Origin of the sequence: Streptomyces sp. CWNU-52B (genome assembly GCF_047444975.1) — a bacterium.
Classification (GTDB): domain Bacteria; phylum Actinomycetota; class Actinomycetes; order Streptomycetales; family Streptomycetaceae; genus Streptomyces.
The window spans coordinates 192768-218920 of the sequence record NZ_JBLFJV010000001.1 but is presented as its reverse complement, the minus strand read 5'-3'; the positions used below and the strand labels follow the sequence as shown (position 1 = coordinate 218920).

At 72.1% G+C, this 26153-nt stretch carries 19 protein-coding genes; 8 read left to right on the top strand and 11 right to left on the bottom strand.

Annotation, left to right across the window (positions count from 1 at the left end):
* Positions 1-203 precede the first annotated feature (203 nt).
* The 7 genes from ACLVWQ_RS00910 (at position 204) to ACLVWQ_RS00880 (ending at position 9444) form a co-directional block, all read left to right on the top strand.
* Positions 204-1811 (top strand): dynamin family protein, encoded by a 1608-nt coding sequence (locus tag ACLVWQ_RS00910; RefSeq protein WP_414106101.1) that lies wholly within the window; start codon positions 204-206, stop codon positions 1809-1811.
* A complete protein-coding gene (locus ACLVWQ_RS00905) occupies positions 1808-3829 on the top strand; it encodes a GTPase (RefSeq protein WP_414106100.1) in 2022 nt (673 codons plus the stop codon). Before ACLVWQ_RS00910 ends, ACLVWQ_RS00905 begins: the two co-directional genes overlap by 4 nt.
* Before the next feature lie 303 nt (positions 3830-4132).
* Positions 4133-4657 carry a single-stranded DNA-binding protein gene (locus tag ACLVWQ_RS00900; protein WP_414106099.1) on the top strand — a complete coding sequence of 175 codons (525 nt, stop codon included), beginning with the start codon at positions 4133-4135 and terminating at the stop codon, positions 4655-4657.
* Between the two features lie 298 nt (positions 4658-4955).
* Positions 4956-6365: a TQXA domain-containing protein gene (locus ACLVWQ_RS00895; protein ID WP_414106098.1), complete on the top strand. Its 1410-nt coding sequence runs from the start codon at positions 4956-4958 to the stop codon at positions 6363-6365.
* A 258-nt stretch (positions 6366-6623) separates the two neighbouring features.
* Positions 6624-8288, top strand: a complete 1665-nt coding sequence (gene ettA / locus ACLVWQ_RS00890) for an energy-dependent translational throttle protein EttA (protein WP_414106097.1) — start codon at positions 6624-6626, stop codon at positions 8286-8288.
* Positions 8289-8293: 5 nt separating this feature from the next.
* Positions 8294-8725, top strand: coding sequence for an acyl-CoA thioesterase (locus ACLVWQ_RS00885; RefSeq protein ID WP_414106096.1), 432 nt, complete (start codon positions 8294-8296; stop codon positions 8723-8725).
* Positions 8722-9444 carry a hypothetical protein gene (locus tag ACLVWQ_RS00880; RefSeq protein ID WP_414106095.1) on the top strand — a complete coding sequence of 241 codons (723 nt, stop codon included), beginning with the start codon at positions 8722-8724 and terminating at the stop codon, positions 9442-9444. The genes ACLVWQ_RS00885 and ACLVWQ_RS00880 overlap by 4 nt, the downstream gene beginning before the upstream one ends.
* Positions 9445-9601: 157 nt before the next feature.
* Here the strand turns inward: ACLVWQ_RS00880 and ACLVWQ_RS00875 are convergent, their stop codons facing one another.
* On the bottom strand, positions 9602-10015 hold the full coding sequence (locus tag ACLVWQ_RS00875; RefSeq protein ID WP_189779239.1) for a globin: 414 nt from the start codon (positions 10013-10015) through the stop codon (positions 9602-9604).
* Positions 10016-10133: 118 nt separating this feature from the next.
* Here ACLVWQ_RS00875 and ACLVWQ_RS00870 point away from each other — a divergent pair, with 118 nt between their 5' ends.
* Positions 10134-11186, top strand: coding sequence for a methyltransferase domain-containing protein (locus ACLVWQ_RS00870; RefSeq protein WP_414106094.1), 1053 nt, complete (start codon positions 10134-10136; stop codon positions 11184-11186).
* 89 nt (positions 11187-11275) lie between these two features.
* Here the strand turns inward: ACLVWQ_RS00870 and ACLVWQ_RS00865 are convergent, their stop codons facing one another.
* From ACLVWQ_RS00865 to ACLVWQ_RS00820, 10 genes are all read right to left on the bottom strand, one after another.
* Positions 11276-12691: an FHA domain-containing protein gene (locus ACLVWQ_RS00865; RefSeq protein ID WP_414106093.1), complete on the bottom strand. Its 1416-nt coding sequence runs from the start codon at positions 12689-12691 to the stop codon at positions 11276-11278.
* A 112-nt stretch (positions 12692-12803) separates the two neighbouring features.
* On the bottom strand, positions 12804-14150 hold the full coding sequence (locus ACLVWQ_RS00860; protein WP_414106092.1) for a VWA domain-containing protein: 1347 nt from the start codon (positions 14148-14150) through the stop codon (positions 12804-12806).
* 134 nt (positions 14151-14284) lie between these two features.
* A complete protein-coding gene (locus tag ACLVWQ_RS00855) occupies positions 14285-15700 on the bottom strand; it encodes a PP2C family serine/threonine-protein phosphatase (RefSeq protein ID WP_414106091.1) in 1416 nt (471 codons plus the stop codon).
* Positions 15701-15703: 3 nt separating this feature from the next.
* Positions 15704-18493, bottom strand: coding sequence for a tetratricopeptide repeat protein (locus tag ACLVWQ_RS00850; RefSeq protein ID WP_414106090.1), 2790 nt, complete (start codon positions 18491-18493; stop codon positions 15704-15706).
* On the bottom strand, positions 18490-19812 hold the full coding sequence (locus ACLVWQ_RS00845) for a hypothetical protein (protein ID WP_414106089.1): 1323 nt from the start codon (positions 19810-19812) through the stop codon (positions 18490-18492). Before ACLVWQ_RS00845 ends, ACLVWQ_RS00850 begins: the two co-directional genes overlap by 4 nt.
* 57 nt (positions 19813-19869) lie before the next feature.
* Positions 19870-20889, bottom strand: coding sequence for a transporter substrate-binding domain-containing protein (locus ACLVWQ_RS00840; protein WP_414106088.1), 1020 nt, complete (start codon positions 20887-20889; stop codon positions 19870-19872).
* A 29-nt stretch (positions 20890-20918) separates the two neighbouring features.
* Complete coding sequence (locus ACLVWQ_RS00835; RefSeq protein WP_414106087.1) at positions 20919-22373, bottom strand: hypothetical protein; 1455 nt, start codon at positions 22371-22373, stop codon at positions 20919-20921.
* 282 nt (positions 22374-22655) lie between these two features.
* A complete protein-coding gene (locus ACLVWQ_RS00830) occupies positions 22656-23624 on the bottom strand; it encodes an N-acetylglucosamine kinase (RefSeq protein ID WP_414106181.1) in 969 nt (322 codons plus the stop codon).
* 302 nt (positions 23625-23926) lie between these two features.
* Positions 23927-25192, bottom strand: coding sequence for a 6-phospho-beta-glucosidase (locus ACLVWQ_RS00825; protein ID WP_414106086.1), 1266 nt, complete (start codon positions 25190-25192; stop codon positions 23927-23929).
* Positions 25193-25197: 5 nt separating this feature from the next.
* Positions 25198-26151, bottom strand: coding sequence for a carbohydrate ABC transporter permease (locus ACLVWQ_RS00820; protein ID WP_414106085.1), 954 nt, complete (start codon positions 26149-26151; stop codon positions 25198-25200).
* Positions 26152-26153 lie beyond the last annotated feature (2 nt).

The window sequence follows — 26153 nt, the reverse complement described above, 5'->3', positions numbered from 1 at the left end:
GGCTCGATGTGGAGGTTCAGTGAAGCGGTCCTGATAATCGCAGGCAGGTACGAATCGTGCATCGCTTTTGGCGTCTCACGCCTCGGGTGTTGTGCACTCGTTATGCCTGCGCCCCGGTCGTCCCTTCTGCCCCGTGTGCCCGATCGGCGCGCAGACATGTCCATATGCTTTAGAAAGACTCCAAAATTGGGCATTCTTCGCATGTGGTGACCTTGGACGTACGGCCCCAGCTGCTCGACGCACTCTCCGCCCTGCGCGACCGTGTCGCCGCCGCACGCTTCCCGCTGCCCCTGATGGGGGCTCCACGCGCGCGTGCCAACCGCGACGAACTGCTCGCGCAACTCGACGACTATCTCGTGCCCCGGTTGAGAGAACCTGAAGCACCCCTGCTCGCCGTGATCGGAGGATCGACCGGGGCGGGCAAGTCGACGCTGGTCAACTCCCTTGTGGGGCGGCGCGTCAGCGAGGCCGGGGTGCTCCGGCCCACGACACGCACTCCGGTGCTCGTCTGCCACCCGGAGGACCATCACTGGTTCAGCGGGATGCGCGTACTGCCCGACCTCACGCGCGTGTGGACGCCACGCCAGGACATCGACGACGATCCGCTCCTGCCGGGAGAGGACGACATGCGCGTCCTGCGCGTCGAGACCGTCGACACCGTCCCCCGAGGACTCGCGCTCCTCGACGCGCCCGACATCGACTCCCTGGTGGCCGGCAACCGGGTGCTCGCCGCCGAACTGCTGTGCGCGGCCGACATCTGGGTCATGGTCACGACGGCGGCACGGTACGCCGACGCGGTGCCGTGGCACCTGCTGCGTACCGCCAAGGAGCACGACGCGACCCTCGTCACCGTGCTCGACCGGGTGCCCCACCAGGTGGTGTCCGAGGTGTCGCGGCAGTTCGGCGCGCTGCTCGCCAAGGCGGGACTCGGCGACGTGCCCCGCTTCACCGTGCCCGAGCTGCCCGAGTCCGCGTGGGGCGGGGGGCTGCTTCCGGCCACCGCCGTGGCGCCGCTGCGCGCCTGGCTGGCCCAGCAGGCGCAGGACCCGGGTGCCCGGCATCAGGTGATGGCGCGCACGGCGTACGGGGTCCTCGACTCGCTGAAGTCACGGATGCCCGAGCTGGCCAGCGCGGCCGCGGCCCAGTACGCCGCCGCGCTGCGGCTCACCGCGGCCGTCGACGGGGCGTACGACAGCGAGTACACGCGTCTGCGGGGCCGGCTGCAGGCCGGGGCCGTCCTCGCCGGGGACGCGCTCAAGCGCTGGCGCAGCTACCCGCTGGACTGCAGCGCGGGCGAACTGCTCGACGCGCTGGTCGAGAGCCTGGCCGCACTCCTGCTGTGCGCCGTCTGCGCGGCCGACGAGCGCATCGACGAGGCCTGGCGGCGTGAACCGGCCTCGGGCGCCCCCGGGCTGACGGACCGCGATCCGACGCCGGAGAGCGCCGAGCACCGCATCGGGATGGCGGTACGGCGCTGGCGGCGCGTCCTGGAGGAGCATGCCGAGGACGAAGTACGGGCCCTGGAGAAGAGCGTCGCGCCCGATCCCGAAGTGGTGGCCGCGCTGGTCGCCACGGCGCTCCTGGGCGGCCGCCGGGCGCGGTCGGCGGGCGAAGGACTCGCCGAGCGGATCGGCGCCCAGGGCGCACTGCGGCTGCGCGACAAGGGCGGCCGGCTGCTCACCGACTACCTCGACAAGGCGCTGCAAGACGAACGGGAGCGGCGGCTCGCCCCGCTCGACGCGCTCGACGTGCATCCCGAACCCCAGGCCGAACTCATCGCCGCGCTGTCGGTGCTGCAGAAGGAGAGGTGACCGCGGTGACCGCCGTCACGGACCACACGGATCACGCCGACCAGCCGGAGGACGACGAGCCCCGCTCCGGGAGCGGGCGTCCCGGCAAGGGGAGCGGCAAGGGGAGCGGTGAGGGGAGTCAGGGACGTGGGCACGCGCGCGTGGAGGGCGATTCCGTGATCGATCGGACCACCGCCCACGAGGAGGACGTCGAGGAGGGCGTCGAGGAGGGCGGTGAAGTGGCCGGTGGCGAGGCCGGTGACGAAGAGGGGGATGCCCCCGGTACCGGTACAGGTACCGGCTCCTCGGAGGGCGCCGGCGCCACGGACCCGGCGGACGCCTGGGACGACGGGCTGATCGCGCGCCGCGTGTCCGGCACGGCCGAGGGGTACGCCAAGCCCGTACAGGAGATCGTCGTGGACAACAGGCCACCCGCAGTGACCCCCCTCGCGTACGACGGACCGCTGCGGTCCCGGCTCGACGCGCTGCGCGAACTGGTGGGGCTCTCCCGCACACGCCTCGACAGCCGGACCCTCGCCGAGGCGGGACACGTCCTGGACGAGGCCGCGGCGCGGCGCAGGCTCTCCGGGCAGCACACCGTCGTCGCCATCGCCGGAGCCACCGGAAGCGGCAAGTCGCAGCTCTTCAACGCGCTCGCCGGAGTGGCCATCTCGGAGACCGGGGTACGCAGGCCGACCACCGCCGCGCCCATCGCGTGCAGCTGGAGCGACGGCGCGGCCGGACTCATCGACCGGCTCGGCATTCCCGGCCGGCTGCGCCGCAGGCCGTTGCAGAGCGCCGAGGCCGAGGCGCAGTTGCGCGGGCTCGTCCTGGTGGACCTGCCCGACCACGACTCGGCGGCCGTCCAGCACCGGGAACACGTGGACCGGATCCTGGCCCTCGTGGACGCCGTCATCTGGGTGGTCGACCCGGAGAAGTACGCCGACGCGGTGCTCCACGAGCGCTATCTGCGGCCCATGGCAGGCCACGCGGAAGTCACCTTCGTGGTCCTCAACCAGGTCGACCGGCTGCCCGGGGAGGCCGCCGACCAGGTCCTCGACGACCTGCGGCGACTGCTCGACGACGACGGGATCGCCCTCAGCGAGTACGGCGAGCCGGGTGCGACCGTCCTCGCGCTGTCCGCGCTCACCGGGGACGGCATCGGGGAACTGCGCGAGGTGCTCGGCCACTTCCTGGCCGAGCGGGGCGCGGCGGCACGCCGGATCTCCGCCGACGTGGACGCGGCCGCGGTACGCCTGTGGCCCGTCTACGCCAACCGGCGGCAGGCCGGGCTCAGCGAGGAGGCGCGCGAGGAGTTCGCCGACCGGCTCGCCGACGCGGTCGGTGCCACGGCGGCGGGTGAGGCCGCCGAGCGCGCCTGGCGCCGCAACGCCAACCGCGCGTGCGGCACGCCCTGGCTGCGGGTGTGGCGCTGGTACGAGGACCGCCGGGAGCCTCCGACCGGGCGCCACGCCGTACGGGCGTACGACGACGAGGAGACCACGGCACGGCAGCGCGTCGAGCAGGCGGTGCGCACGGTGGCCGACCAGGCGGCCGACGCACTGCCTTCGCCCTGGGCGCAGGCGGTGCGCGAGGCGGCCGTACGCGGGTCGCAGGGATTGTGCGAGGCGCTGGACGAACTGGCGGTACGGGCCGGGGCACCGGTCGGACGGCCGCCCCGGCCGGGCTGGTGGCCGGCCGCAGTGCTGGCGCAGGCGTCCATGACCGTCCTTCAGGTCCTCGGCGGGCTGTGGCTGTTGGGGCAGGTCATCGGCTTCATGTCGCCGAACCTCGGTGTGCCGGTGCTGCTGATGGTCATCGGCATCGTGGGCGGTCCGGGCGTCGAGTGGGCCTGCAGGCTCGCGGCGAGCGGGCCCGCGCGACGGTACGGGCTCGACGCGGAACGCAGATTGCGGGAGGCGGCGGCGGGATGCGGGCGGGCCCGGGTGCTCGACCCGGTCGCGGCGGAACTGCTGCGGTACCGGGAGGTGCGGGAGCAGTTCCTGCGGGTGACGGGGGTCGAGGTCCCGGCGGGGTGAGCCGACGAGGCCGACGAGCGAGGAGGTCGATGAGGGAGGAGGTCGATGAGGGAGGAGGCCGATGAGGGGAGGCGGGGCGGAGGGGCGGCGGGAGGGGTGGAACGGCTCGTTCGGGTGGCGGAGTTGTCCACAAGGCAGGGGCGGTCCACAGCGCTCAGCGGGATCGGGCCGGCGGAGGCAGTCTGAGGCCGTGGCGCTGGTCGTGGCGATGGCCGTGGTGATCGCCACGACCAGCGCGACGGACAGACGCAGCGCAGCCGTACGGGACGGACCCGTACGCGTGGGCAAGGGAGGGCTTCCGCGATGAACGAGACGATGGTGTGCGTGGTGGGGAACGTGGCTACGCAGCCCGTGTTCCGAGAGACGGCGGCAGGGTCGTCGGCGAGGTTCCGGCTGGCGGTCACGCAGCGGTACTGGGACCGGGAGAGGAACGCCTGGAAGGACGGGCACACCAACTTCTTCACGGTGTGGGCCAATCGGGCGCTCGCGGCGAACGTGCAGGCGTCCGTGTCCCTGGGCGAACCGTTGGTGGTGCGCGGCAGGCTGAAGGTCCGCTCCGAGCAGCGTGACGGGCAGTCGTGGGCGGGCGCGGACATCGAGGCCTCGGCGATCGGACACGATCTCGCGCGCGGGACCGCGGCGTTCCGCAGGGCACCCAGGGGCGATCTGGCCCCCGACCACGCCTCCGGCCATGCCGCCGATCACGCCTCCGACCAGGCATCGGGATCGGATATGCCGACCCGGCCGGAGCCGAGCTGGGAGACGGAGCCGGCGGGGCAGGCCGACGAGGCTGCGCAGCAGCGGCAGGAACCGGCCTTGGTGACATGACCGGGTGAGGTGGGGCCAGGGGCAGCTGTGAGCTGCCAGGTGCTGGTTCAAGGGTCTGACCGAAGTACGGCTTATCGGCGAATGCATCCCGAACGGTCCCGGTGGATTTATCGATAATCTGGGCCCTTAACCGGTCCTGGCGATAACGATTCCGATTCGGATCACTCATCGGATGACATGACCGGGGAGGGAGGTGCGCCCCGTCCTTAGGATGCCGGGCATAGCTCTCGGGGCTTCTGATTCCGCTGGTGGGACCGTAACCCCCCAGGTCAACGGGTCCCGCTCGAAAGGGAATTCTGTGTTTTCTTCGTTCTCTGTGCCGTCCCCGCACGGGCGAGGTGCCGCCGCCCGACTGGCCGCGGCGGTGCTCGTGTCCGGGCTCGCCGCCGTGAGCGCAGTGACCACCGCGGGTGCGGCCGTGGCCGACGAACTCCCCCTGAACCAGGGCGGCGCGACCGCCACCATAGGAGGGATGAAGGCATCTGGATCCGCCGTCATTCACGAGGACGACGGTGACGAGCAGGTCACCGCGGGACTGTTCGAGATGTCCGTCGACAACGGCGGCACCCTGCAGACCTACTGCATCGACATCTACAGCCCGACGCAGAAGGACGCCAAGTACCAGGAGACCCCCTGGAGCGGTACGTCGCTGAACGGGAACCCCGACGCGGGGAGGATCCGCTGGATCCTGCAGAACTCCTACCCGCAGGTCAACGACCTCGCCGCGCTGGCCGCCAAGGCGGGTGCGAGAGGCCTCACCGAGGAGGACGCGGCGGCCGGTACGCAGGTGGCGATCTGGCGGTACTCGGACGGCGCCGACGTCGACGCCGTGGACCCGCAGGCGGAGAAGCTCGCCGACTACCTGCAGCGCAGCGCCCGCGACGTCGCGGAGCCCGCGGCTTCCCTGAGCCTGGACCCGCCGGCGGTCTCCGGCCACCCCGGTGAACGGCTCGGCCCGGTCACCGTGCGCACCAACGCCCACGGTGTGACGGTGACGCCGCCCGCCGACGCCACGAGCGGGGTGAAGGTCGTCGGCAGGGACGGCAAGGAGATCACGTCCGCGGTCGACGGCGGCGAGCTGTACTTCGACGTGCCCGAGGACGCGGCGGACGGGTCGGTCGCGCTGACGGTGCAGGCATCGACCACCGTGCCGGTCGGGCGGGCCTTCGCCTCGGAGAGCAGGAGCCAGACCCAGATCCTGGCCGGTTCCAGCGAGTCGACGGTCTCCGCGGCGGCGACCGCGAACTGGGCCGCCACCGGGCCGATACCCGCGTTGTCGGCCGAGAAGAACTGCGCCGAGAGCGGACTGGACGTCACCGCGGCCAACGAGGGCGACGAGGCGTTCACCTTCGAGCTGATGGGCTCCGAGCACACCGTGGAGGCAGGTGCGTCACAGACCGTGACGGTCCCGCTGCAGGAGGACCAGACGTACGACTTCACGGTCGTGGGGCCGAACGGCTACGAGAAGCGGTTCCAGGGCGTGCTCGACTGCCGGACGCAGAGCGCCGTCGCCGCCGACGAGACGATCACGACACTGAACGAGCCGAGCCCGGCCTCGGTGGGCGGCACCTCCGCGACGACCGACCTTGCCGAGACCGGCACGTCGAGCGCCACCCCGCTGATAGCCGGCATCGCGATCGGCCTGGTCATGATCGGCGGCGCGGCGGTGCTGGTGGCCCGCAGGAAGAACGCACCGACACAGGACTGAGCCGGACAGGGCAGGGCAGAACTGGGCCGGGCCGGGCTGCCGTTCCCCGGGGTCCTGGGGTCGTCGTTCCCCGGGAGGCGGCGCGATTCCCCGAGGGCGACGTGCCGTGACCGGCAGTGACTGTCGGCCTACAGCCCCCAGGCGGCGAAGCGCCAGGTCAGGACGGTTCGCCCATACGGGTTTCCCCCGAGGGGTGGCGGTGCGGCAAGATGGGGTGTATCTGCTCACTGCCGATTTCAAGCGTCCGGACGGTTTCTCTTGGCTGAGTTCATTTACACCATGCGCAAGACGCGCAAGGCGCACGGCGACAAGGTGATTCTTGACGACGTCACCCTGAATTTCCTGCCGGGGGCGAAGATCGGCGTCGTCGGGCCGAACGGTGCCGGTAAGTCGACCGTTCTCAAGATCATGGCCGGCCTTGAACAACCCTCCAACGGTGACGCCTTCCTGTCGCCCGGCTACAGCGTCGGCATCCTCATGCAGGAGCCGGAGCTGGACGAGAGCAAGACGGTTCTGGAGAACGTCCAGGACGGCGCCGCCGAGCTCATGGGCAAGCTCAGCCGTTTCAACGAGGTCGCCGAGCTGATGGCGACCGACTACTCGGACGCGCTGCTCGACGAGATGGGCAAGCTCCAGGAGGACCTGGACCACTCGAACGCCTGGGACCTCGACGCGCAGCTAGAGCAGGCCATGGACGCGCTGGGCTGCCCGCCCGGCGACTGGCCGGTCACCACCCTCTCCGGTGGCGAGAAGCGCCGCGTCGCGCTCTGCAAGCTGCTGATCGAGGCGCCGGACCTGCTGCTCCTCGACGAGCCCACCAACCACCTCGACGCCGAGTCGGTGAACTGGCTGGAGCAGCACCTCTCGAAGTACGCGGGCTGCGTCATCGCGGTGACTCACGACCGGTACTTCCTGAACAACGTCGCCGAGTGGATCCTCGAACTGGACCGCGGCCGCGCGATCGCCTACGAGGGCAACTACTCCACGTACCTCGACAAGAAGTCCACCCGCCTCAAGGTCGAGGGCCGCAAGGACGAGAAGCGGCAGAAGCGCCTCAAGGAAGAGCTGGAGTGGGTCCGGTCCAACGCCAAGGGCCGTCAGACCAAGTCCAAGGCGCGCCTCGCCCGTTACGAGGAGATGGCAGCCGAGGCCGACAAGATGCGGAAGCTGGACTTCGAGGAGATCCAGATCCCGCCGGGGCCGCGACTGGGCTCCATCGTCGTCGAGGTCCAGAATCTGTCCAAGGCGTTCGGCGACAAGGTTCTCATCGACAACCTCAGCTTCACCCTGCCGCGTAACGGCATCGTGGGGGTCATCGGCCCGAACGGCGCCGGCAAGACCACGCTGTTCAAGATGATCCAGGGCCTGGAGACGCCGGACTCCGGTGCGATCAAGGTCGGCGACACCGTCAAGATCAGTTACGTCGACCAGAGCCGCGCCAACATCGACCCCAAGAAGTCGCTGTGGGCCGTCGTCTCCGACGAGCTCGACTACATCAACGTCGGTCAGGTCGAGATGCCGTCGCGGGCCTATGTGTCCGCCTTCGGCTTCAAGGGCCCGGACCAGCAGAAGCCGGCCGGTGTCCTCTCCGGTGGAGAGCGCAACCGCCTGAACCTGGCGCTGACCCTCAAGGAGGGCGGCAACCTGCTGCTCCTCGACGAGCCCACCAACGACCTCGACGTGGAGACGCTGTCGTCGCTGGAGAACGCGCTCCTTGAGTTCCCCGGCGCGGCCGTGGTCATCTCCCACGACCGGTGGTTCCTGGACCGGGTCGCGACGCACATCCTCGCCTACGAGGGCGAGTCGAAGTGGTACTGGTTCGAGGGCAACTTCGAGTCGTACGAGAAGAACAAGGTCGAGCGGCTCGGAGCGGACGCCGCGCGCCCGCACCGCGCCACCTACAAGAAGCTGACCCGGGGCTGATCTTCTTGCGGCACATCTACCGCTGCCCGCTGCGCTGGGCGGACATGGACGCGTACGGCCACATCAACAACGTGGTCTTTCTCCGCTATCTGGAGGAGGCGCGCATCGACTTCCTGTTCCGTCCGGACAAGGATTTCCAGCAGGGGTCCGTGGTGGCGCGCCATGAGATCGACTACAAGCAGCAGTTGGTGCACCGGCACACTCCGGTGGACATCGAGCTGTGGGTCACGCAGATCAGAGCGGCGTCGTTCACCATCGCCTACGAGGTCAAGGACCCGGACCAGGTGTATGTGCGGGCCCAGACGGTGATAGTGCCGTTCGACTTCGCGGCGCAGCGGCCGCGCCGGATCACCGCGGAGGAGCGCGAGTTCCTTCAGGAGTACGCGGACGGCGAGGCCGCCGAATCCGCCGGGTCCGCGGGGGCCGTCGCCGCATGACGGCCCTGCACCTCGTCGACGCGGGGGAGGCGGCGGATCTCGCCGCCTTCCTGGCCCGGCTGATCCACTACGACCGGGCCGCCGCGGTGCGGCTGCAGGCGTCGGGGACGCCCCTCGCGGTGTTCGGCCGGCCGCCGTCGTTCGAGGTGCTGGCGATCCGTACGGCACGGCTCGCCAAGCCGTACGAGGACGGTCTCGACCTCGTCCTCGACGTGACGGTCTCGGCCGGTGAACTCCTGGAGTCCCTCGACGAGCCGGCGGCCACGGCGGTCGTGCCCGCCGCCGTCACGGGACCGCCGTGGGCCGGGGTGCTGCCGCCGCGCGGTGGCTGGCGGCCGGAGCCGGGGCTGCCCGGACTCGACGCGGTGCGTACGACGGTGGCTGCGGTGGTCGCCGAGTTCCGTTCGCGTATCGACGAGTTGGCGCCCGAGGAGCGTACGAGGGCCGCACTCGACGGGATCGGGCGGGAGATCTGGTCCCGGCCCCTCGGGGACACCGCGCTCCCCGTACGGGCCGCACACGCGGCTCAGTCACTGGGGTTCCTCAGGCCCCCGCGCACCGTCGCCGAGTCCACCGTGTCCGCGGAGTCCGCCGTACCCGATCAGGCCGCCGTACTGCGGCTGTTGTCGTCGGGCGCGTGGCTCAGGCTGCGGACGCCGTACGGGTCGATCGCCGTACGCAGGGCGGGTCTCGGGGCGCTGGACGTCAGCGTTCGCTGAGCTGCTTCGCGTGGCTCTGTCCGTCTCGGCGGCCCGAGTTCGCGATTGCGGTCGCGGTCGCGGTAGCCAGGACCGCCGCGGTCCGCAGGACGGCGAGCCGGACCGTGACCGGATTCCGGCGGTGAACGACCGGAATCCGCACGTCGGATGGTCCTGTTCAGCCCTCGGTGTTCACCATCGAAGCCGCCGCGTACGTCAGGTAGTTCCACAGGGTGTGCTCGTGCTCCTCGGAGAGGCCGAGCTCGTCGACGGCGACCCGCATGTGCTTCAGCCAGGCGTCGTGGGCCGCGCGGTCGACCGCGAAGGGGGCGTGGCGCATCCGCAGCCGGGGGTGGCCGCGGTTCTCGCTGTACGTGGTCGGGCCGCCCCAGTACTGGATCAGGAACAGCGTGAAGCGCTCCTCGGCCGGGCCCAGGTCCTCCTCGGGATACATGGGCCGCAGCAGCGGATCCTCGGCGACACCCTCGTAGAACCGGTGCACCAGGCGCCGGAAGGTCTCCTCGCCGCCGACCTGCTCGTAGAAGGTCTGCTCCTGAAGCGTGCCGCGCCGAATCTCTTTCACACCGTCCATGGTCTCAGACGGGCCGACCGAGGACTCAAGACTTAGGACCACCGCTCTCGAAGGCCCGCTTCCGGATCGGTCGGCGCCGGCGCTCGCCACCCGGCCCCGACCGCAGCACAGTGGAGGTATGAGCACGCACGCCGTCGGTCACGGGCTCGACGACCTCGCCGCCATGGCGCGGGCGGCGCTGGTGCGCGAGATCGGGGCGAGCGGCGCCTGGGACGCCGACCCGGCCTGGCGGGAGGCGTTCGCGAGCGTCCCGCGCCACCTGTTCGTGCCGTACTACTACGTGGGCGTACCGGGCGGCCACGAGCGCCGGTGGTGCGAGGACCCCAGCCCGCGCCGCCGCGAGGAGTGGCTGCGCGGGGCGTACGCGGACACCCCGCTGGCCACCCGGCTGCGTGACGGCGAACTGCTGTCGTCCAGCAGCCAGCCGTCCCTGATGGCGAAGATGCTGGCCGAACTGGCGGTACGGGACGGGGACGCGGTGCTGGAGATCGGCGCGGGCACCGGCTACAACGCCGCCCTGCTCTCGTACCGGTTGGGCGACGAGCGGGTCACCACGGTCGACCTGGACCCGGAGATCACCGAGTCGGCCCGGCGACACCTGGCCGCCGCGGGCCACCATCCGGCCGTCGTCACCGGCGACGGAGCGCGCGGCTGCCCCGAGCGCGCTCCCTTCGACCGTGTCGTCGCGACCTGCGCGCTGAGTTCGGTCCCGGGGGCCTGGCTCGCCCAGTGCCGCCCCGGCGCGCGGATCCTCGCGCCGTTCGCCACCGGCCTCATCGACCTGCGGGTACGGGACGCCGGGCACGCCGAGGGCCGCTTCCTGCACACGCCCGCCTACTTCGTACCGCTGCGCGGCGGCCCCCGGCCCGAGCCCGAGGGCCGGGACGTACACCTGGACGACGGAGACGCAGAGGACGGGGGGAGTGGGGGGAGCGGGGGGAACGGTACGGAAGGGCGGGCGGGGGAGCTGCCGCGCCGGGCCAGGGGGCATGAGCTGTTCCGGTTCCTGCTGACCCTGGCGGCGGGCCGGCTCGCCCCGGACGAGGCGTACGCGCTGTGGGAGCGCGAGGGGTGGCCGCCGCGCGAGCGGTACGGGATCACGGTCGCCGACGGCCGCGCGTGGGCGTGGCTGGACGACCCGCGGGGGCCGCACACCTGGCCCCTGCCGTGACCGGGAGCCGGGGCCCGCTCCCGATCCCCTGGCCCCCAAGCCCCAAGCCCCAGGCCCTCAGCCCCCGGTGCGAGCCGTGGACCGGCCGGCTAGCCCCGGCGGATCGTGATCGTCGTCCAGGCGCCCACGTGGACCCGGTCGCCGTCCTGGAGCGGTACGGGGACGAAGGGCTGGATGGGCTCCTCGGCGCCGTTGACCGTGGTGCCGTTGGTGGAGTTCTGGTCGACGACCGCCCAGGTGCCGTCCGGCTGCTGGACCAGGACCGCGTGCTGGTGCGAGACGCCCGGGTCCTCCGGCGGCACCGCCAGATCGATGTCCGGGGTGTCGCCCGTGGAGTGGCGGCGGCGCCCGATCGTGATCTGGTTGCCGCTGAGCGGACGCTGCTGTTCCGGCGAGTACGCGGGCAGGTTCAGCCCCGCGGCCTCGGGCCCCGAGCGCTGCATCATCGCCATGAAGTACTCACGGTCGGGCCCGATGGTGATGTTCCACGACAGCGGCTGTTGCTGGTACCCGGGAGGTGCCTGCGTCGCCCCGGGCTGCGGATAGCCGTAGCCGCCGGGGCCGCCACCGGGTCCGGGCGGGCCGCCAGGACCGGCCGGACCGCCGCCGGGGCTGCCGGCCGACGGGGGTGAGAGCACCCAGTCGTCCTCGCCGCCCCCGAAGGACTGGCCCTGGCCGCCCGGTGCCTGCGGACGCCCGGTCTCCTGCGGGTACGCGGGCGGGGCCGGGGGGCCTGGCTGCTGGTACATCTGCGGCGCACCGGGACCGTTGGGGCCTCCAGGGCCTCCAGGGCCTCCAGGGCCTCCAGGACCGGTGGGGCCGCCGGGAGGTCCACCGGGGCCGCCGTATCCGCCCTGCCCACCCGGTCCGCCGAAGCCGCCGGGGGCTCCGGGGCCCGTGGCTCCGGGGCCCGGCGGCGGGGGTACCGGCCGCGACGGGTCACCGGGGAAGCCCGAGGGGTCCTGGCCGTAGGGCGGGATCGGCTCCGCGGGCCGGTTCATCTGCGAGGGCCGGGAGCCCTGGTAGTCGAACTCGCCGTGGGTGGGACCGGACTGTCCGGGCGGCGGCTGCGGGAAGTGGGGCGGCTGGTTCGGCCCGCCGAAGCCGGGACCGGGACCGGGACCCGGACCGGGGCCGGGGCCGACCCCAGGACCAGGACCAGGACCAGGACCGGGCCCCGGAGGGCGCGGCGCGGCCGGGGTGTACGAGGTCGCCGTGTTCGTCAGGAAGTTCCACCGGCACTCCTCGCAGAACGGCGCCCCGCCCTCGCGCGGGGTACGGCACTGCGGGCACAGCTCGGCCTCGGACGCCTGGTCGGGCACCGCGGAGAGATGGAGGCGCCCGCCCTGGCCCGGCGGCAGGGGCGGACCGGGCGGCGGATAGCCGTAACCGGCCGCCGGGGGCGGCGGCGGAGGTGGCGGGGGCACGGCACCGGCCATGCGGTGACCGCAGACCTCGCACCAGTCGTCGGAACCCGACTGGTGTCCGTTCGGGCAGGTCGGCATGTCGGTGCTTCCCCCTCTCCTGTTCGGCCCACGGAGGACCGGGAATCTTGCATAACGCGTACGTGCGGCTACACACTGTGCGTGAGCTGTGTGCGTGCCGGTGCTCGGTGCTCTACTTCTTTACACGAACAGTCTTTGTGGACCGTGTCTCGAGAGTCATCTCGTCGGCCTCCGCGACCTTCGCCTTCAATCGCACAGTACCCGCCACGGCGTCGACCACGTCCACCACCTTCGCAAGCAGTTTCGCCGTATCCGCGTTTCCGGAGGCGCTCGCGAGCTGAACCGCGCGGCCGAGTTTGGCCGTTGCCCCGTCGGCGTCGCCCGCCTTACGGGCGTCGAGGCCCTGCTGGATGACCTGGGCCAGCTCCGCCTGCCCTGTGTAATGCGCCACTTGTGGATTGATCGACGTGGACGCCGCCATGTCGTCGGTCCACACGGCCCGTACGAGCCCCTGCGCGCCCAGTGTCTGGGCGGTGCCGTCGCCCTGCGGGATCACCAGGGAGACCCGGGCGGCCAGCATCTCCTGTCCGAGGTCGGCCTGCGGGACCTCCACGCACACGTGGTAGTCGCGGGACTCGTCCCCCCAGGAGCCGGTGGGATAGTCCCCGGCGCGCGGGCCTGCCTCGGTACGGCGGTCGGTGAGCGGCTCGACCGTCGGCGCGACCTGCTTGACGAACTTGACGGAGGTGCCGACCGGGGTCCACAGGCGCAGCGCGACGTCCGCGACCTCCTTGCCCATGGCCGTCTCCATCATCTGCGTGAAGTCGGCGGACAGACCCGCCGGGTCGGCCACGATGTCGGCGCTGCCGAGCAGCGCGGACGCGATGCCGGTGACCTCCTTGACCTCCCAGTCGGTGCCGACGCCCCGCGCGTCCGCGGTGAAGCGGCCGGCGGAGGCGTCCAGGGCCGCCTTCAGGTCCTCGGGCGACTCGTGTTCGTTGCGGCCGTCGGTGAGCACGATGCCGTGCCGGATGGTGACGTCGGCCGAGGACAGCAGCCGGTCCGCCAGCCGCAGCCAGGTGCCGATCGCGGTGCCGCCGCCCGCGCTGAGCTTGCGCAGCGCCTGCTTCGCCTGCTCACGGGTCTGCGTGTCGGCGACGGCGAGCGCGCCGCCGCCGGGGTAGACCTCCTTGGCCACGTGCGTTCCGCCGATCACCGCGAAGTGCACGCCGTCGCGCAGCGCGTCGATCGCGGCGGCCGTCGCGTCCCTGGCGCCGCGCATCTTGGTCGGCGGGTAGTCCATGGACCCCGAACAGTCGACCATGATCGCCACGGCCGCGTCCGGGCCCTGGCCCGGTGTGTAGAGGTGGGGTGCCGCGGCGGCACTCCCGATGGTGCCGCCGCCGGTGGCGGTCACCGTCACGATCGCGTTGACCTCACGGCCGCCCTCGGGCAGGTACTCGTTCTGGTACACGTCCACCGAGAACTGCGGCACGTTGGACTTCGAGAAATTGGCCATGCCTTCTCTGCTCCCCCTCAGGACTCCCACAGGTCGTGGGTGATGTCGGTGGGCGGACCGGTCCCCTCCGGTCCTGGCCCCTCCGAGGCCGATGCCGTTTTCGTACGGCTCGCACCGCTCGTACCGCTTCGGCCTCAGGCCGATACTGCCCCCTGTTGCGGTGCCGGGAACGGAACGACGGCCACTGTTACGTTGTCGTGGCCCCCGCCGTCCAGGGCGTGGCCCACCAGAACCTGGGCGCTGTGCAGCGGCCGCTGGGCCGCGTCGGGCGGGATGACCTCGGCCAGGTCCTCGGCGCCCTCCGCGTAGTTCCACAGGCCGTCGGTGCACACCACCACCACACCGGGCCGGTCCGGTTTGAAGGAAGCGGTGTGCGGCTCCAGTTCGTACGCGTCGGCCCCGAGCCAGCCCGTGATGGCGTGGGCGCGCTCGTCCGCGTACGCCTCGGCCTCGTTCATCAGGCCGGCGGCGACCATCTGGGCCGCCCAGGAGTCGTCCTCGGTGAGCCGGGCTGGCGGGGACGACCGGTCGACGGGCACCCAGTAGACGCGGCTGTCGCCGACCCAGCCGACGATCAGCAGGCTGGGTGTGACGACGGCGCCGACCAGGGTGCACGCCGGGGCGTTCACGTGCGGCTGGTGCTCCTGGGCCGATGTGGCGCGGTCCGCCAGGGAGTTGACCGCCTCCGAGGCCGCGAGGATCGCGTCGTGCATGGCCTGCTGCGGGTGCGTACCGAGGGGCAGGGCGGCCAGGAGCGACTCGTTGGCCGCGCGGGACGCGGCCAGGGAGGCCTCGTCGGGGCGGGTCGCCGAGGAGACGCCGTCGCAGACGATCGCGACGACCGCGGGCGAACCGTCGGGCAGCGCGGTCGAGGACACGGTGAACGCGTCCTCGTTGCGGTGGTGGCGCAGCCCGCGGTCGCTGACCGCGGCGACCGCGGCCAGCTCCTGCTCCATGTGGTCGCGCTCGCGGGGCTGGGCGTGCCCGCAGTTCTCGCAGTAGCCGTCCCGGTCGACCCGGCCCGCGCGGCACGCCACGCAGAGCTTGAGGCCGGCGGGGGGCGTCGCGAGGCCGGCCGCCCGCGGGTCGGCGGGCGGCACCTCGGGCGGCAGCGGGGCGGCGAGAGGGGCGGCGAGCGGGTACTCGTCCGGTTCCGCCGCGGTGTGCGCCGGTTCGTGCGCCGCTGCGGGGGCCGGCGGCTGGGCGTGCGGCGGTACGGAGGGCCGGTCGGGCCGGTCGAACCGGACGCCGGGGCTGTCGGAACCGCCCGACTCCCGCCCCTCCAGGTCCGTCGGCAGGACCACGGCGGCCGGTGTGCCCGAGCCGGACGGCTCGGGCGCGACCGGCCAGTCCACGGGAGCCACAGGAGCCACCGGCGTCACGGGTGACGGAGGCCGTGGCGCCGCTCCGTTCATGGTGATCGTGGGGGTGTCGTCCGGCGGCGGCGGTACGGCCGACAGGTCGAATCCGCACGCACCGCAGAAACGGTCTCCCGACTCCAGCGGTTCCTCACAGCTGGGGCAGGCGGCCAGTTGGGGCATCTGCGACATGAATTACACCCACGTCCGGGGGCGGTAGCGGTTGGCGCGCTCCACCAGATCGATCCTCTCCTCGCCACCCTGGGCGAGCCGGGCCAGTGTCCGGTACGAACGCTCCAGACCGAAACGCAGACCCCGCTCGTCCAGGTCACTGCCGAGCAGTACGGTCCGCGCACCCGTGTTCGACGGGACGGAACCCTGGATACCGGAGAGTACATAGTCCAGAGCACAACCGAGGACCTCTGTGGACAACTGCTCGCGACGCACCGCGTCCAGGCCGTACCCGTCCAGGGCCTCGACCTGGGCCGCGGCCGAGGCCAGATCGTCCAGGAACGGTGCCCCCGATGGATACGGGCGGGCCACCGCGGAGCCCGGAGTTCCCGGCGTTCCCGGTCCTCCTGGCGTGCCCGGTGGCCGCTGGACGGGCAGGGCGGGCGTGGCGGTCTCGGCCAGGCGGTGCCGCAGCCGCGCCCGGACCGCGGCGACCCGCGCCGCCGTGTAGTGGATCGAGGACTCCGGCACCGACTCCAACGCCCGTACGGCGCCCGGCCGGTCACCCGCCGCGAGCTGGACGCGGGCCAGGCCGAACGCGGCGCTCACATAGCCCGGGTCGGTCGACCACACCAGCCGGTAGTACTCGGCGGCGTTGTCCAGCTGCCCGAGGACCTCCGCGCACAGGCCCAGGGCCAGCTTGGGCGCCGGCTCACCCGGGAACGCGTCGTAGACCGCGTCGAAGGACAGCGCCGCCACCTCGTGGTCGCCGGTCGCCAGCGCCGCCACGCCCCGGTACCAGACCACCCGCCAGTCGTCGGGGTGGTCGGCCTCCAGGCCTTCGAGCGCGCCGCTGGCGTGGCCGGTCTCGCCCATCTCCAGCCGGGCCCGCAGCTCGCGCAGCCGCAGCTCCAGGGAGCCGGCGGGCGCCGACTGCAGGGCGCCGATCAGCTCCGCGGGCGCGGACATCATGAGCCCCGCGAGGAACCCGGCGTTCGGGTCGCCGGGGTCGACGTGGGGGACCGGGAGCGCGAGCGAGGCGGCCGCGGTGTCCAGCGGCTTCACGAGGGAGGCGGCCGGAGCGTGCGCCGGGCCCGGTGCGGCCGCTGAGCCGTCCGGCCACGGCGGCGGAGCCGGTGGACCGCCCGGCCCGGCCGTCAGCGCCGGAGCGCCCTTTCCGCCCCGCGCCTTGCCCCGCGTCTTGTCCCGTACGGGCACGACCCGTACGCCCAGCCGGGACACGTCCCCGTCCAGCGTGCCGAACAACTGCGTGTCCGTGACCTTCAGTTCGGGTCCGAACAGGGTGGACAGCGCGGGCCGCGGACGCCCCGTCTGCACGGAGACGACCTCGCGCAGCACACCGGTGAGCTGCTCGGCCATCTCCAGGGCGGAGGCGAACCTGCGGGCCGGGTCGGGGTCGGTGGCCCGTACCAGCAGCCGGTAGAACGACTCGTAGGTGCGGAAGACCTCGATGTTGTCGGGGTCGGGCAGGGAGTCCACGAACACGTTCGTGTAGCCCTGGAAGTCGAACGTCAGGACCGCCAGGGTGCGGGCGACCGTGTAGAGGTCGGAGGCGACCGACGGGCCGACGTCGGCGACCTCCGGGGCCTGGTAGCCGACCGTCCCGTAGATGGCCGACTCGTCGTCGTCCATCCTGCGCACCGCGCCCATGTCGATCAGCTTGAGCTGGTCCTCGGTCTGTATCGCGTTGTCGACCTTGAAGTCGCAGTACAGGAGGTTGCGGCTGTGCAGATGACCGAGCGCCTCCAGCGCCTCGATGCCGAACGCGCAGGCCTGCTCGACCGGCAGTGGGTCACGCTTGCCCCCGGCGTCGCGGCGGCCGTTGGCGATCTCCTTGAGGGACTTGCCGCCGACGTACTCCATGACGATGTAGCCGTCGAGGGAGCCGGTGCGCTGGTCGAGGTGCTCCACGAAGTTGTAGATCCGCACGATGTTCGCGTGCTCGATCTCGGCGAGGAAGCGGCGCTCCGATATGGCGGCGGCCATCGCGTCCTGGTCGCCCGTGTCGAGGAGGCCCTTGAGGACCACCCAGCGGTCGGACACCGCCCGGTCGACGGCGAGATAGACCCAGCCGAGCCCGCCGTGCGCGAGGCAGCCCATGACCTCGTACTGGCCGTGCACGATGTCGCCGGTCTGCAGCTTCGGCACGAACGAGTACGGGTGGCCGCACTTGGTGCAGAACCCCTCCGTGCGCCCGGCCCGCTCACCGCGCGAACGCCCCACCGGGGCCCCGCAGTCGGAGCGCGAGCAGAACCGCTTCCGCTCCGGGACCTCGGGGTTCTCCTGGACCATCGCGTGCGGGTCGGGCCGCGGCACGTCCGGAACCTTCACGAGGCCGGCGCCGAGCCGGCCGCGGCCCGAGGACCCGGCGGGCGAACCGGAGCTGCGCACCGACACCGAGTGGCCCGTCGACCGCCCCGAGACGGACCGCGACAGCCGGCCCGACACCGAACGCCGTGACTGTGCCGACCTCGCGGACCGGGCGGAGCGCGACGACGAACGGGCGGAGGCACGCGAGCCGGAACGCGAACTGCCGCCGCCCGAGCCGTCGCCGGAGCCGCCTCCCGCGCCCCTTCCACTGCCGCGCGAGCCCCCGCCGCCCGCCGTGATCCCGGTCGCCGGGGAACTCACCATGCCGGTCGCCGAGACCACCGGCGCCAGACCACAGGTGTCGCAGTACAGCTCGCCGCCGCCCACGTCCTCGTACGACCCCGTGCACTCGGGCCGCTGACACGGCTTCTGCCCGCTCTGTCCACTCGGCCCGCTCTGCCGACCCTCGTCCGGCTGACTCATGACTCCCCCCTCCGGTCCTGTGGCCCGCCGTGTCCGGGGACCCGCGGTGCCAGTGCTTCGGCGGCCGCCTGCTGGTAGCGCAGCACCGCCTGTTCCGCCACCCGCAGGTCGCAGGGCGCGCTCCACAGCATGCGGCGCGCCGCGTCGTACCGCTCGACCAGTAACGGGTCCTCGGCGAAGCCGTGCCGTGCGACCTTCGCCTTGTACGCGTCGAGCCGGCCGCGCAGCTCCGCGCGGACCGCGAGCGGCGCGGTGACCGCGGTCAACGACTCGCGGGCGCGCAGCAGTTCGTCCTCGGCCTTCTCCTCCAGGGACTCCAGGAGGGGCGAGAGCCGGTGCCACTGCGCGTGCCTGCGGTACTCGGACGCCGCCGCCAGCTGCTCCTGGAGGGCCGTCGACGGGCCGCTCACCGCGGGCACCTCGGACGCGGCGATCTTCGCCAGTACCTCGCCGCGCGCGCTGCGCGCCTCCGCCAGGGTACGGTCCGCGCGGCTCAGCACGTCCCGCAGCCTCACCAGACGCGCCTCCGCGTCCTGCCGGACGGTGAGCACGGCGTCGATCTCGCGCCGCACCTCCTCCAGGGCGCGCGCCTCGCGGTCGTAGCGGGTGGTGTCGGGGCGGCCGCCGCCCGGCGCCGAACTCCCCTTCGCGGGCGTCCAGAAGGCCAGCGGGTCGGACACCACCTGCTCACGCAGCGACGTCAGTACGCGCGTGATGCGCTCCAGGTCGTCGCCCGAGGGGTGCTCACCGGGCCGTACGCCCACGGAGTGCGCCAGCTTGCGGGTGCGCTGCAACTCCGCGGCCAGTAAGTCGATCCGCGCGGGCAGCGCCGACCACACGGCGTCGGCCGTGACGACCATGTCCAGCGACAGCGCGTACAACTCGTTCATCCGGTCGACGAGTTCGGCGAGGGTGAAGCGCTCGCTCAGTCTGCCGGTGCCCGCCATCGTGGGGGCGGCCGCCGTGGCGGAGGCGCTGCCGGCCACCGTGACGCTCTCGCCGCGCAGCAGTTCCGTCAGCTCCACGAGGTCCTCGCGGCTCGACCAGCGTCTGCGGGACCGGATCTCCCGCGCCGAGCGCAGCGCGCCCGCGTACGCGTCGAAGTACGCCCACAGCAGGGTGATCGACGCCTCGACGGTCACCCAGCGCTCCTTGGTGGTGCCCGTGAGCTCGGCACCTTCGAGGAGTCTGCGGCCCGCGTGGTCCTGGAGGGCGAGGAGCGAGGTCTCGATGGCCTCGTGCTCCGCGCCGAGGCGCGCCAGCGCACGGTCCACCTCGTCCCGGTCCAGTACCGGCCCGGATGGTCCCGCGACGCCCATCGATCACCTCTCGCTTCTGGTCGTTCCCGCTGTGGATGTTCCCCGCCGGAGCGCCGGCTACTTCTTGTACGTGAAGTCCGTGGGCGGCCCCGACGACGTGCCGAGGTACTTCTCCAGGTTGTCGTCGTAGGATTTCTGCCAGCCGTCCTTGCGGTACTCCTCCAGGATCTTGTTGACGCGGCGCACCAGATCGCTCGCGCCGTCCTTCTTCATGATCACGCCGTAGTACTCGCCCTTGGTGAACGGTTGGCCCGCCATGCGCACCGTCGGGTCCTGTGCGATCTGGCCCGCCGCGAGCGCCCGGTCGGTCACGACCGCGTCGACCTCGCCGAGCTGGAGCCGCACCAGGCAGTCGAGCTGGTTCGGCACCTGGGTGCTGATGTCGGTGGAGCCGGGCAGCCTGCCGCTCTTCTTGTCGGCCTCCAGCTGCTCCGAGGCGATGGAACTCTTCGCCGAGCAGAGGCGCTTGTCCTTCAGCGAGTCGTCGTACCCCGTGATGTCCGAGACCTTCGGGGCGAGCACCTGCTGGCCGGTCTCGAAGTAGGGCGAGGAGAAGGCCGCCAGGTCCAGCCGGCCGCAGTTGATCGTCACGGTGCGCACCACCATGTCGACCGTGCCCTGCTCGACCGCGTCGAAGCGCTTGTTGGTCGGGACGGCCCGGGGGATGATCGCTGACGCGTCGCCGAGGATGTCCTTCGCGATGGCCCGCGCGAGGTCGATGTCGAACCCCTTCAGCTGGTCGTTCTTCGACGCGCTGTTCGGGTCGCGGTAGCCCCAGCCGAAACTGTTCTGGTCGATGCCGACGATCAGCTTGCCCCGCTCGCGGATCTCCCGGACCGCCTTGCCGTCCAGGTCGCCGGAGGACGGCGACAGGGACTGGTTCTGCGGATTCACGCAGGTGCCGGCCTTGGTCTGGTACCCCTGGGCCGTGCCCTTCGCGCCAGTGGGCCCGGCGTCCTCGCCCGACTGGGTCCGCGGCAGGAGCAGCGCGAAGACCGCCGCGAGGGCGCAGACGACCGCCATCGCGCCGACCCCGCCCCAGCCCCTGAGACTGGCCCGCATCCGTCGTGCGTTCATCGTCATGCCTCCTCTCACCGGTACTCCGATCACCGGTACTCCGACAGCCTGCGCCCGATGCCCAGCAGCGCGCCGGCCGCGGCGAGCACGGCGAGCACCGCCGCGCCCTCCCACAGCCAGTCCATCGCGTTCAGGCCGCCCTGGGCCGCATCCTCGAACTGGCCCTTCTCATGGTCGATCGCCTGCTCCAGGGCGGCGTCCACCTTGTTGAAGCACACGCGCGTCGGTTCCTGGTCCTCGGTGCCGATCACCTTGTCCAGCGCGGCCTGGTAGTTGCCGCCGTCGTCCGCCGCGCGGGCCACCTTGTGCCGCTTCTTCCATTCCTTCATGTTGCTCGTCGCGGCCTCCACCGGCCGCACGCCCGCCGAGTCGTCGGCGAGAGCCTCGGCCTCGGACAGCTTCGCGGTGAGGTTCCTCATCTGCTGCTCGTAGTCGTCGTCGAAGACGTCCACGTCCACGCTCTTGCCGTCGATCTCCTTCTTCTCGGTCTCCGCGCCGCGGGAGACCAGCGTCAGGTTCTCGTTGGCGCGGGCCTTGAGCGAGGCGATACGGGCGTCGTTCAGGGTGTTCAGCGAACTGACCGCGTGGACGTCCGAGTCGTTCAGCTTGGTGCGGGCGACGCTGTGGCCGACGACCAGCCAGAGCAGGACGGCCGTGACCGCGGCGGTGGCGGACACCAGGCCGTGGTTCAGCACCCGGTTCGTCCGCCGGTAGTTGCGCTGCTGCGCCCAGGCGAGGCCGCCGAGGGCGAGGACGCCGACACCGATCGCGATCCAGGGGTACGGCGTCGCGTCGTCGTAGTCGGCGCTCAGCCGCTGCTTCTCCACCTTGTAGAGGCGCTCGGCGGCGGTGAGCATCTCCTGCATCTTCTCGTTGGCGTACCGCAGATAGGCGCCGCCGAGCGGGAGTCCCTGCCGGTTGTTGGCGCGGGCGCGCTCGACCAGACCGGTGTACTCGGGCAGCAGCTTGTTCAGCTCGGAGATGGCCGTCTTCGAGTCGGTGTTCGGCTCGGAGCTGGCCGCGGTCACCAGGGTCTCCGAGGCCAGCTTGATCTCGTCGTCGAACGTCTTGCGGGAGCCGGCCGTCTCCTGGCCGCCCTCCAGGAAGCCGCTGGACGCCGCCGTGTTGGCGTTGGCGAGGGCACGGTAGATCTCCGCCGCCCGGGAGCTGAGCGGCTGGCTGCGCTTCAGCACGTCGTGCGCGGCGTCCTGACGCTCCGCCACCTGCCAGGCGGTGACGGAGCCGAACACGATGACGAGGAGCGCGAGCGCGGCGCCGATGATGCGCAGCCGTCCGGGCTCGGTGGCCGCCCCGGCCCGCACCCGGTCGATCCCCTCGGCCAGGGCCGTACGCCGCGAGGGCCCGGGGTCGGCGGCGCCGGGCCGGCCCTGGGGCACCGGCGGCGGAGCCTGCGGCGGCACCGTGGAAGCCGCGGACGTCGTGGCAGGCGTGGACGTCGCGGAGGCCGCGGGCGTCGCGGGCATCGTGGGGGCCGGCGGACCTGGCCGACCCGGCTGACCTGGCGGGCCCGGTGGCGCGGAACCGCCCTGCTGCTGATGTGTCACTCGACCTCCCCCATGGTCATCGGCCGCCGCCTCTGTCGGAGCCGAGAGCACGGCAAAAGGCGTACGGCCGCCAGTATCGCCGCCGGGACCGACATCCGAACAGGCCTTGACTCGATCTTGGTCGGAGAACGGCGTGGCGAAGATCCCGCACTACCTCTGCTCATGAATACGCCAACCCGAACAGTTCGGTTCCCGGCGTGCTCAGACCCCCTCGTAAAACTCCCGCACGCGGGCGTGCGCCCGAGGTGGGGCGCCCTCGTGGTCGAGTCCGAGGAGCGCGGATCCGAGGACCGGCCGGGCGGTGACGATCCGGGGTACGGCCTTGGGGGCCCGCTCCGCCAGCAGCTCCCGTACCCGGTCGTCCAGTTGGGCGTGCCGGGCGGCCAGGACTCCGCCGCCGAGCAGCACCGGAACCTCCTCGTCCAGCAGGTCGAGCCGGGTCAGGGCGACGGCCGCCATGCTCACGATCTCCTCCGCCAGCCGGTCGACGAGCGCACGGGCGACCGGGTCGCCGGCGGCGGCCGTGGCGAACAGGACCGGCGTCAGCTCGTGGCGCCGCGCGTCCTCGACGTGCCCCAGGTGCAGGGCCTCGATCAGCGCGTACATCGTGGACAGGCCGAAGTGCGCGGGCAGGGCACGGGCCAGTTCGGTCGGCGCGCCCCGGCCGTCCTCGGCCCGTGCCGCGTGCCACAGCGCCTCCTCGGCGAGGCCCCAGCCGCCGCCCCAGTCCCCGGAGACCCGGCCGAGGGCGGGGAAGCGGGCGACCCGGCCGTCGGGGCGCATGCCCACGCAGTTGATGCCCGCGCCGCACACCACGGCGACGCCCCGCGGCTCCTCGACACCGGCACGCAGGATCGCGAAGGTGTCGTTGCGGACCTCCACGGTCGTGCCCCACGCGCGCGCGTGCAGCGCGGCGGCCAACTGCTCCTCCTCCACCGGCAGATCGGCGTTGGCGAGACACGCCGAGACATGGTCCACGGCGGTGACGCCGGCCGCGGCGAGGGCCCGCCCGACGGCGTCGGCGAGCGTGTCCACCGCCTGCCGGACACCGACGGCGGGCGGCCGGAACCCGCCGCCGCGCGCCGTGGCGAGCACGCTCCCGTCGCCCGCCACGACCGCGACGTCGGTCTTGCTGTTCCCCGCGTCGACGGCGAGCACCGTGGCGCGCACGCCCGCGCGCACGCCCGCGTGGGGGGTTCCTGGCTGTGGGCGCGCGCCCGAGTGAGGAGTCTTCGGCCGGGTGTTCACGTCCGTGCGGATGACTTCCGACGGTGCGCTGATGCCGACGCCCGAGGGTCCCGACGGCGGGTTCGTGCCTGTGCCGGATGGTCTCGGTGGTGGGTTCGTGTCCGCGTCGGACGGTCTTGACGGCGGATTCGGGCCTGCGCCGGACGGTCCCGGCAGCGGGCTCGTGCCCGTGCTCGACGGTCCCGGCAGCGGGCCGTGCCCGTGCGGAGTTCCCGGTTCCGTGCTCAGGCCCACGCGAGGTGCTCCCGGTTGTGCGCGATCAGGCGGTCGGTGAGGCCGTCGGCCAGTGCGTACTGGCCGACCAGGGGATGCGCGAGCAGCGCCCGGAACACCCGCTCACGGCTCCCGCGCAGCGCGGCCTCCAGCGCCAGGTCCTCGTACGCGGTGACGTTCGCCATCAGCCCCGCGAACAGCGGGTCCACCGGCGCCACCGGCAGCGGGGTGGCCCCGGCGTGCCCGACCGCCGCCTGCGTCTCGATCACGGCGTCGTCGGGCAGGAACGGCAGCGTCCCCTTGTTGTACGTGTTCACCACCTGGTACACGCTCCCGCCCCCGCCCAGCAGGGACGCGGCGAGGTCGACGGCGGCCTCCGAGTAGTACGCCCCGCCCCGCTTGCCCAGCAGCGCGGGCTTCTCGTCGAGCGCCGGGTCGCCGTACATCTCCAGCAGCTCCCGCTCCATCGCGGCCACCTCCGCGGCCCGCGAGGGCTTCGTACCCAGCTCCCGTACGACCTCGTCGTGCGCGTAGAAGTAGCGCAGGTAGTAGGACGGGACGACGCCCAGCCGGTCCAGGACGCCGCGCGGCATGCGCAGCGTGTCGGCCAGGACCTCGCCGTGCTCGGCGAGCAGCTTCGGCAGGACGTCCTCGCCCTCCGGGCCGCCGAGTCGCACATGGGTTTCCCAGGTGAGGTGGTTGAGGCCCACGTGGTCCAGGTGCACCTCGGTGGCGGCGACCCCGAGCATCCCGGCGAACTTCCGCTGGAATCCGATCGCCACGTTGCACAGTCCGACCGCTTTGTGACCGGCCTGGAGGAGGGCGCGGGTCACGATGCCGACCGGGTTGGTGAAGTCGATGATCCAGGCGTCCGGGTTGGCCCGCCGCACGCGCTCGGCGATGTCGAGCACCACCGGGACGGTACGCAGCGCCTTGGCGAGCCCGCCCGCGCCGGTGGTCTCCTGGCCGACGCAGCCGCACTCCAGCGGCCAGGTCTCGTCCTCGTTGCGGGCGGCCTGGCCCCCCACGCGGAGCTGGAGCAGCACGGCGTCGGCGCCGTCGACACCCGCGTCGAGGTCGTCGGTCGTGACGATGCGCCCGGGGTGTCCCTGCCTGGCGAAGATGCGCCGGGCCAGACCGCCGACGAGTTCCAGACGGTCCGGGGCCGGGTCGACGAGGACCAGTTCCTCGACGGGCAGCGTGTCCCGCAGCCTCGCGAACCCGTCGACGAGTTCGGGGGTGTAGGTGGAACCCCCGCCCACTACTGCGAGTTTCATATGTGTCAGCCCTTCACTCCGGTGAGCGTGACGCCCTCGACGAACGCCTTCTGAGCGAAGAAGAACACGAGGATCACGGGAGCCATGACCAGGACGGTCGCGGCCATCGTCAGATTCCAGTCGGTGTGGTGCGCGCCCTTGAAGGACTCAAGGCCGTAGCTCAGGGTCCAGGCGCCGGGGTTCTCGGACGCGTAGATCTGCGGCCCGAAGTAGTCGTTCCAGGCGTAGAAGAACTGGAAGAGCGCGACGGCCGCGATCCCCGGCCTGGCCATCGGCAGCACCACCTTGAGCAGCGTCCTCAGCTCCCCGCACCCGTCGACCTTCGCCGCGTCGAGGTACTCGTTCGGGATCGTCATCAGGAACTGCCGCAGCAGGAAGATGGAGAACGCGTCACCGAACGCCATCGGAATGATCAGCGGCCACAGCGTGCCCGACAGATCCAGCTGCTTCGCCCAGAACAGGTACATCGGGATGATGACCACCTGCGGCGGCAGCATCATCATCGAGATGACGAGCATCAGCGACAGATTCCGGCCGCGGAAGCGGAACTTGGCGAGCGCGTACGCCACCGGGACGGAGGACACGACCGTCAGGGCGGTGCCGGCGCCCGCGTACAGCAGGGTGTTCCGCCACCAGGTGAGGAAGCCGGGAGTGTCGAAGACCTTCGCGTAGTTGCCCCACTCCCAGGTGTCCGGGACCAGATCCCGGCTCAGGGTCTGGGAGTCGCTCATCAGCGAGGTCAGGACGACGAACACGAAGGGCAGGACGAAGAAGAGGGCGGCCGCGACGCCGAGCGCGTGCACGGCGATCCATTCGAGGAGGGCCTTGCGGCGGGCGGTGCGCTCGGCGGGGGTGACAGGGGGCCCCGGCTTCCCGGACTCCGGCGGCCGGTGCGGTGATCGCGCCGTGGCCGTGGCCGTGTTCGTGGTTATGCTCGTACTCGTGGTCGGCTGCGTCATGG

Coding starts and splice junctions, on each gene's coding strand:
- ACLVWQ_RS00870 (WP_414106094.1), top strand. CDS start 10,134: ATGAGCACGCACGCCGTCGGTCACGGGCTCGACGACCTCGCCGCCATG.
- ACLVWQ_RS00835 (WP_414106087.1), bottom strand. CDS start 22,373: ATGCCCGCGACGCCCGCGGCCTCCGCGACGTCCACGCCTGCCACGACG.
- ACLVWQ_RS00840 (WP_414106088.1), bottom strand. CDS start 20,889: ATGAACGCACGACGGATGCGGGCCAGTCTCAGGGGCTGGGGCGGGGTC.
- ACLVWQ_RS00825 (WP_414106086.1), bottom strand. CDS start 25,192: ATGAAACTCGCAGTAGTGGGCGGGGGTTCCACCTACACCCCCGAACTC.
- ACLVWQ_RS00850 (WP_414106090.1), bottom strand. CDS start 18,493: ATGAGTCAGCCGGACGAGGGTCGGCAGAGCGGGCCGAGTGGACAGAGC.
- ACLVWQ_RS00845 (WP_414106089.1), bottom strand. CDS start 19,812: ATGGGCGTCGCGGGACCATCCGGGCCGGTACTGGACCGGGACGAGGTG.
- ACLVWQ_RS00820 (WP_414106085.1), bottom strand. CDS start 26,151: ATGACGCAGCCGACCACGAGTACGAGCATAACCACGAACACGGCCACG.
- ACLVWQ_RS00875 (WP_189779239.1), bottom strand. CDS start 10,015: ATGGACGGTGTGAAAGAGATTCGGCGCGGCACGCTTCAGGAGCAGACC.
- ACLVWQ_RS00865 (WP_414106093.1), bottom strand. CDS start 12,691: ATGCCGACCTGCCCGAACGGACACCAGTCGGGTTCCGACGACTGGTGC.
- ACLVWQ_RS00880 (WP_414106095.1), top strand. CDS start 8,722: ATGACGGCCCTGCACCTCGTCGACGCGGGGGAGGCGGCGGATCTCGCC.
- ACLVWQ_RS00900 (WP_414106099.1), top strand. CDS start 4,133: ATGAACGAGACGATGGTGTGCGTGGTGGGGAACGTGGCTACGCAGCCC.
- ACLVWQ_RS00860 (WP_414106092.1), bottom strand. CDS start 14,150: ATGGCCAATTTCTCGAAGTCCAACGTGCCGCAGTTCTCGGTGGACGTG.
- ACLVWQ_RS00855 (WP_414106091.1), bottom strand. CDS start 15,700: ATGTCGCAGATGCCCCAACTGGCCGCCTGCCCCAGCTGTGAGGAACCG.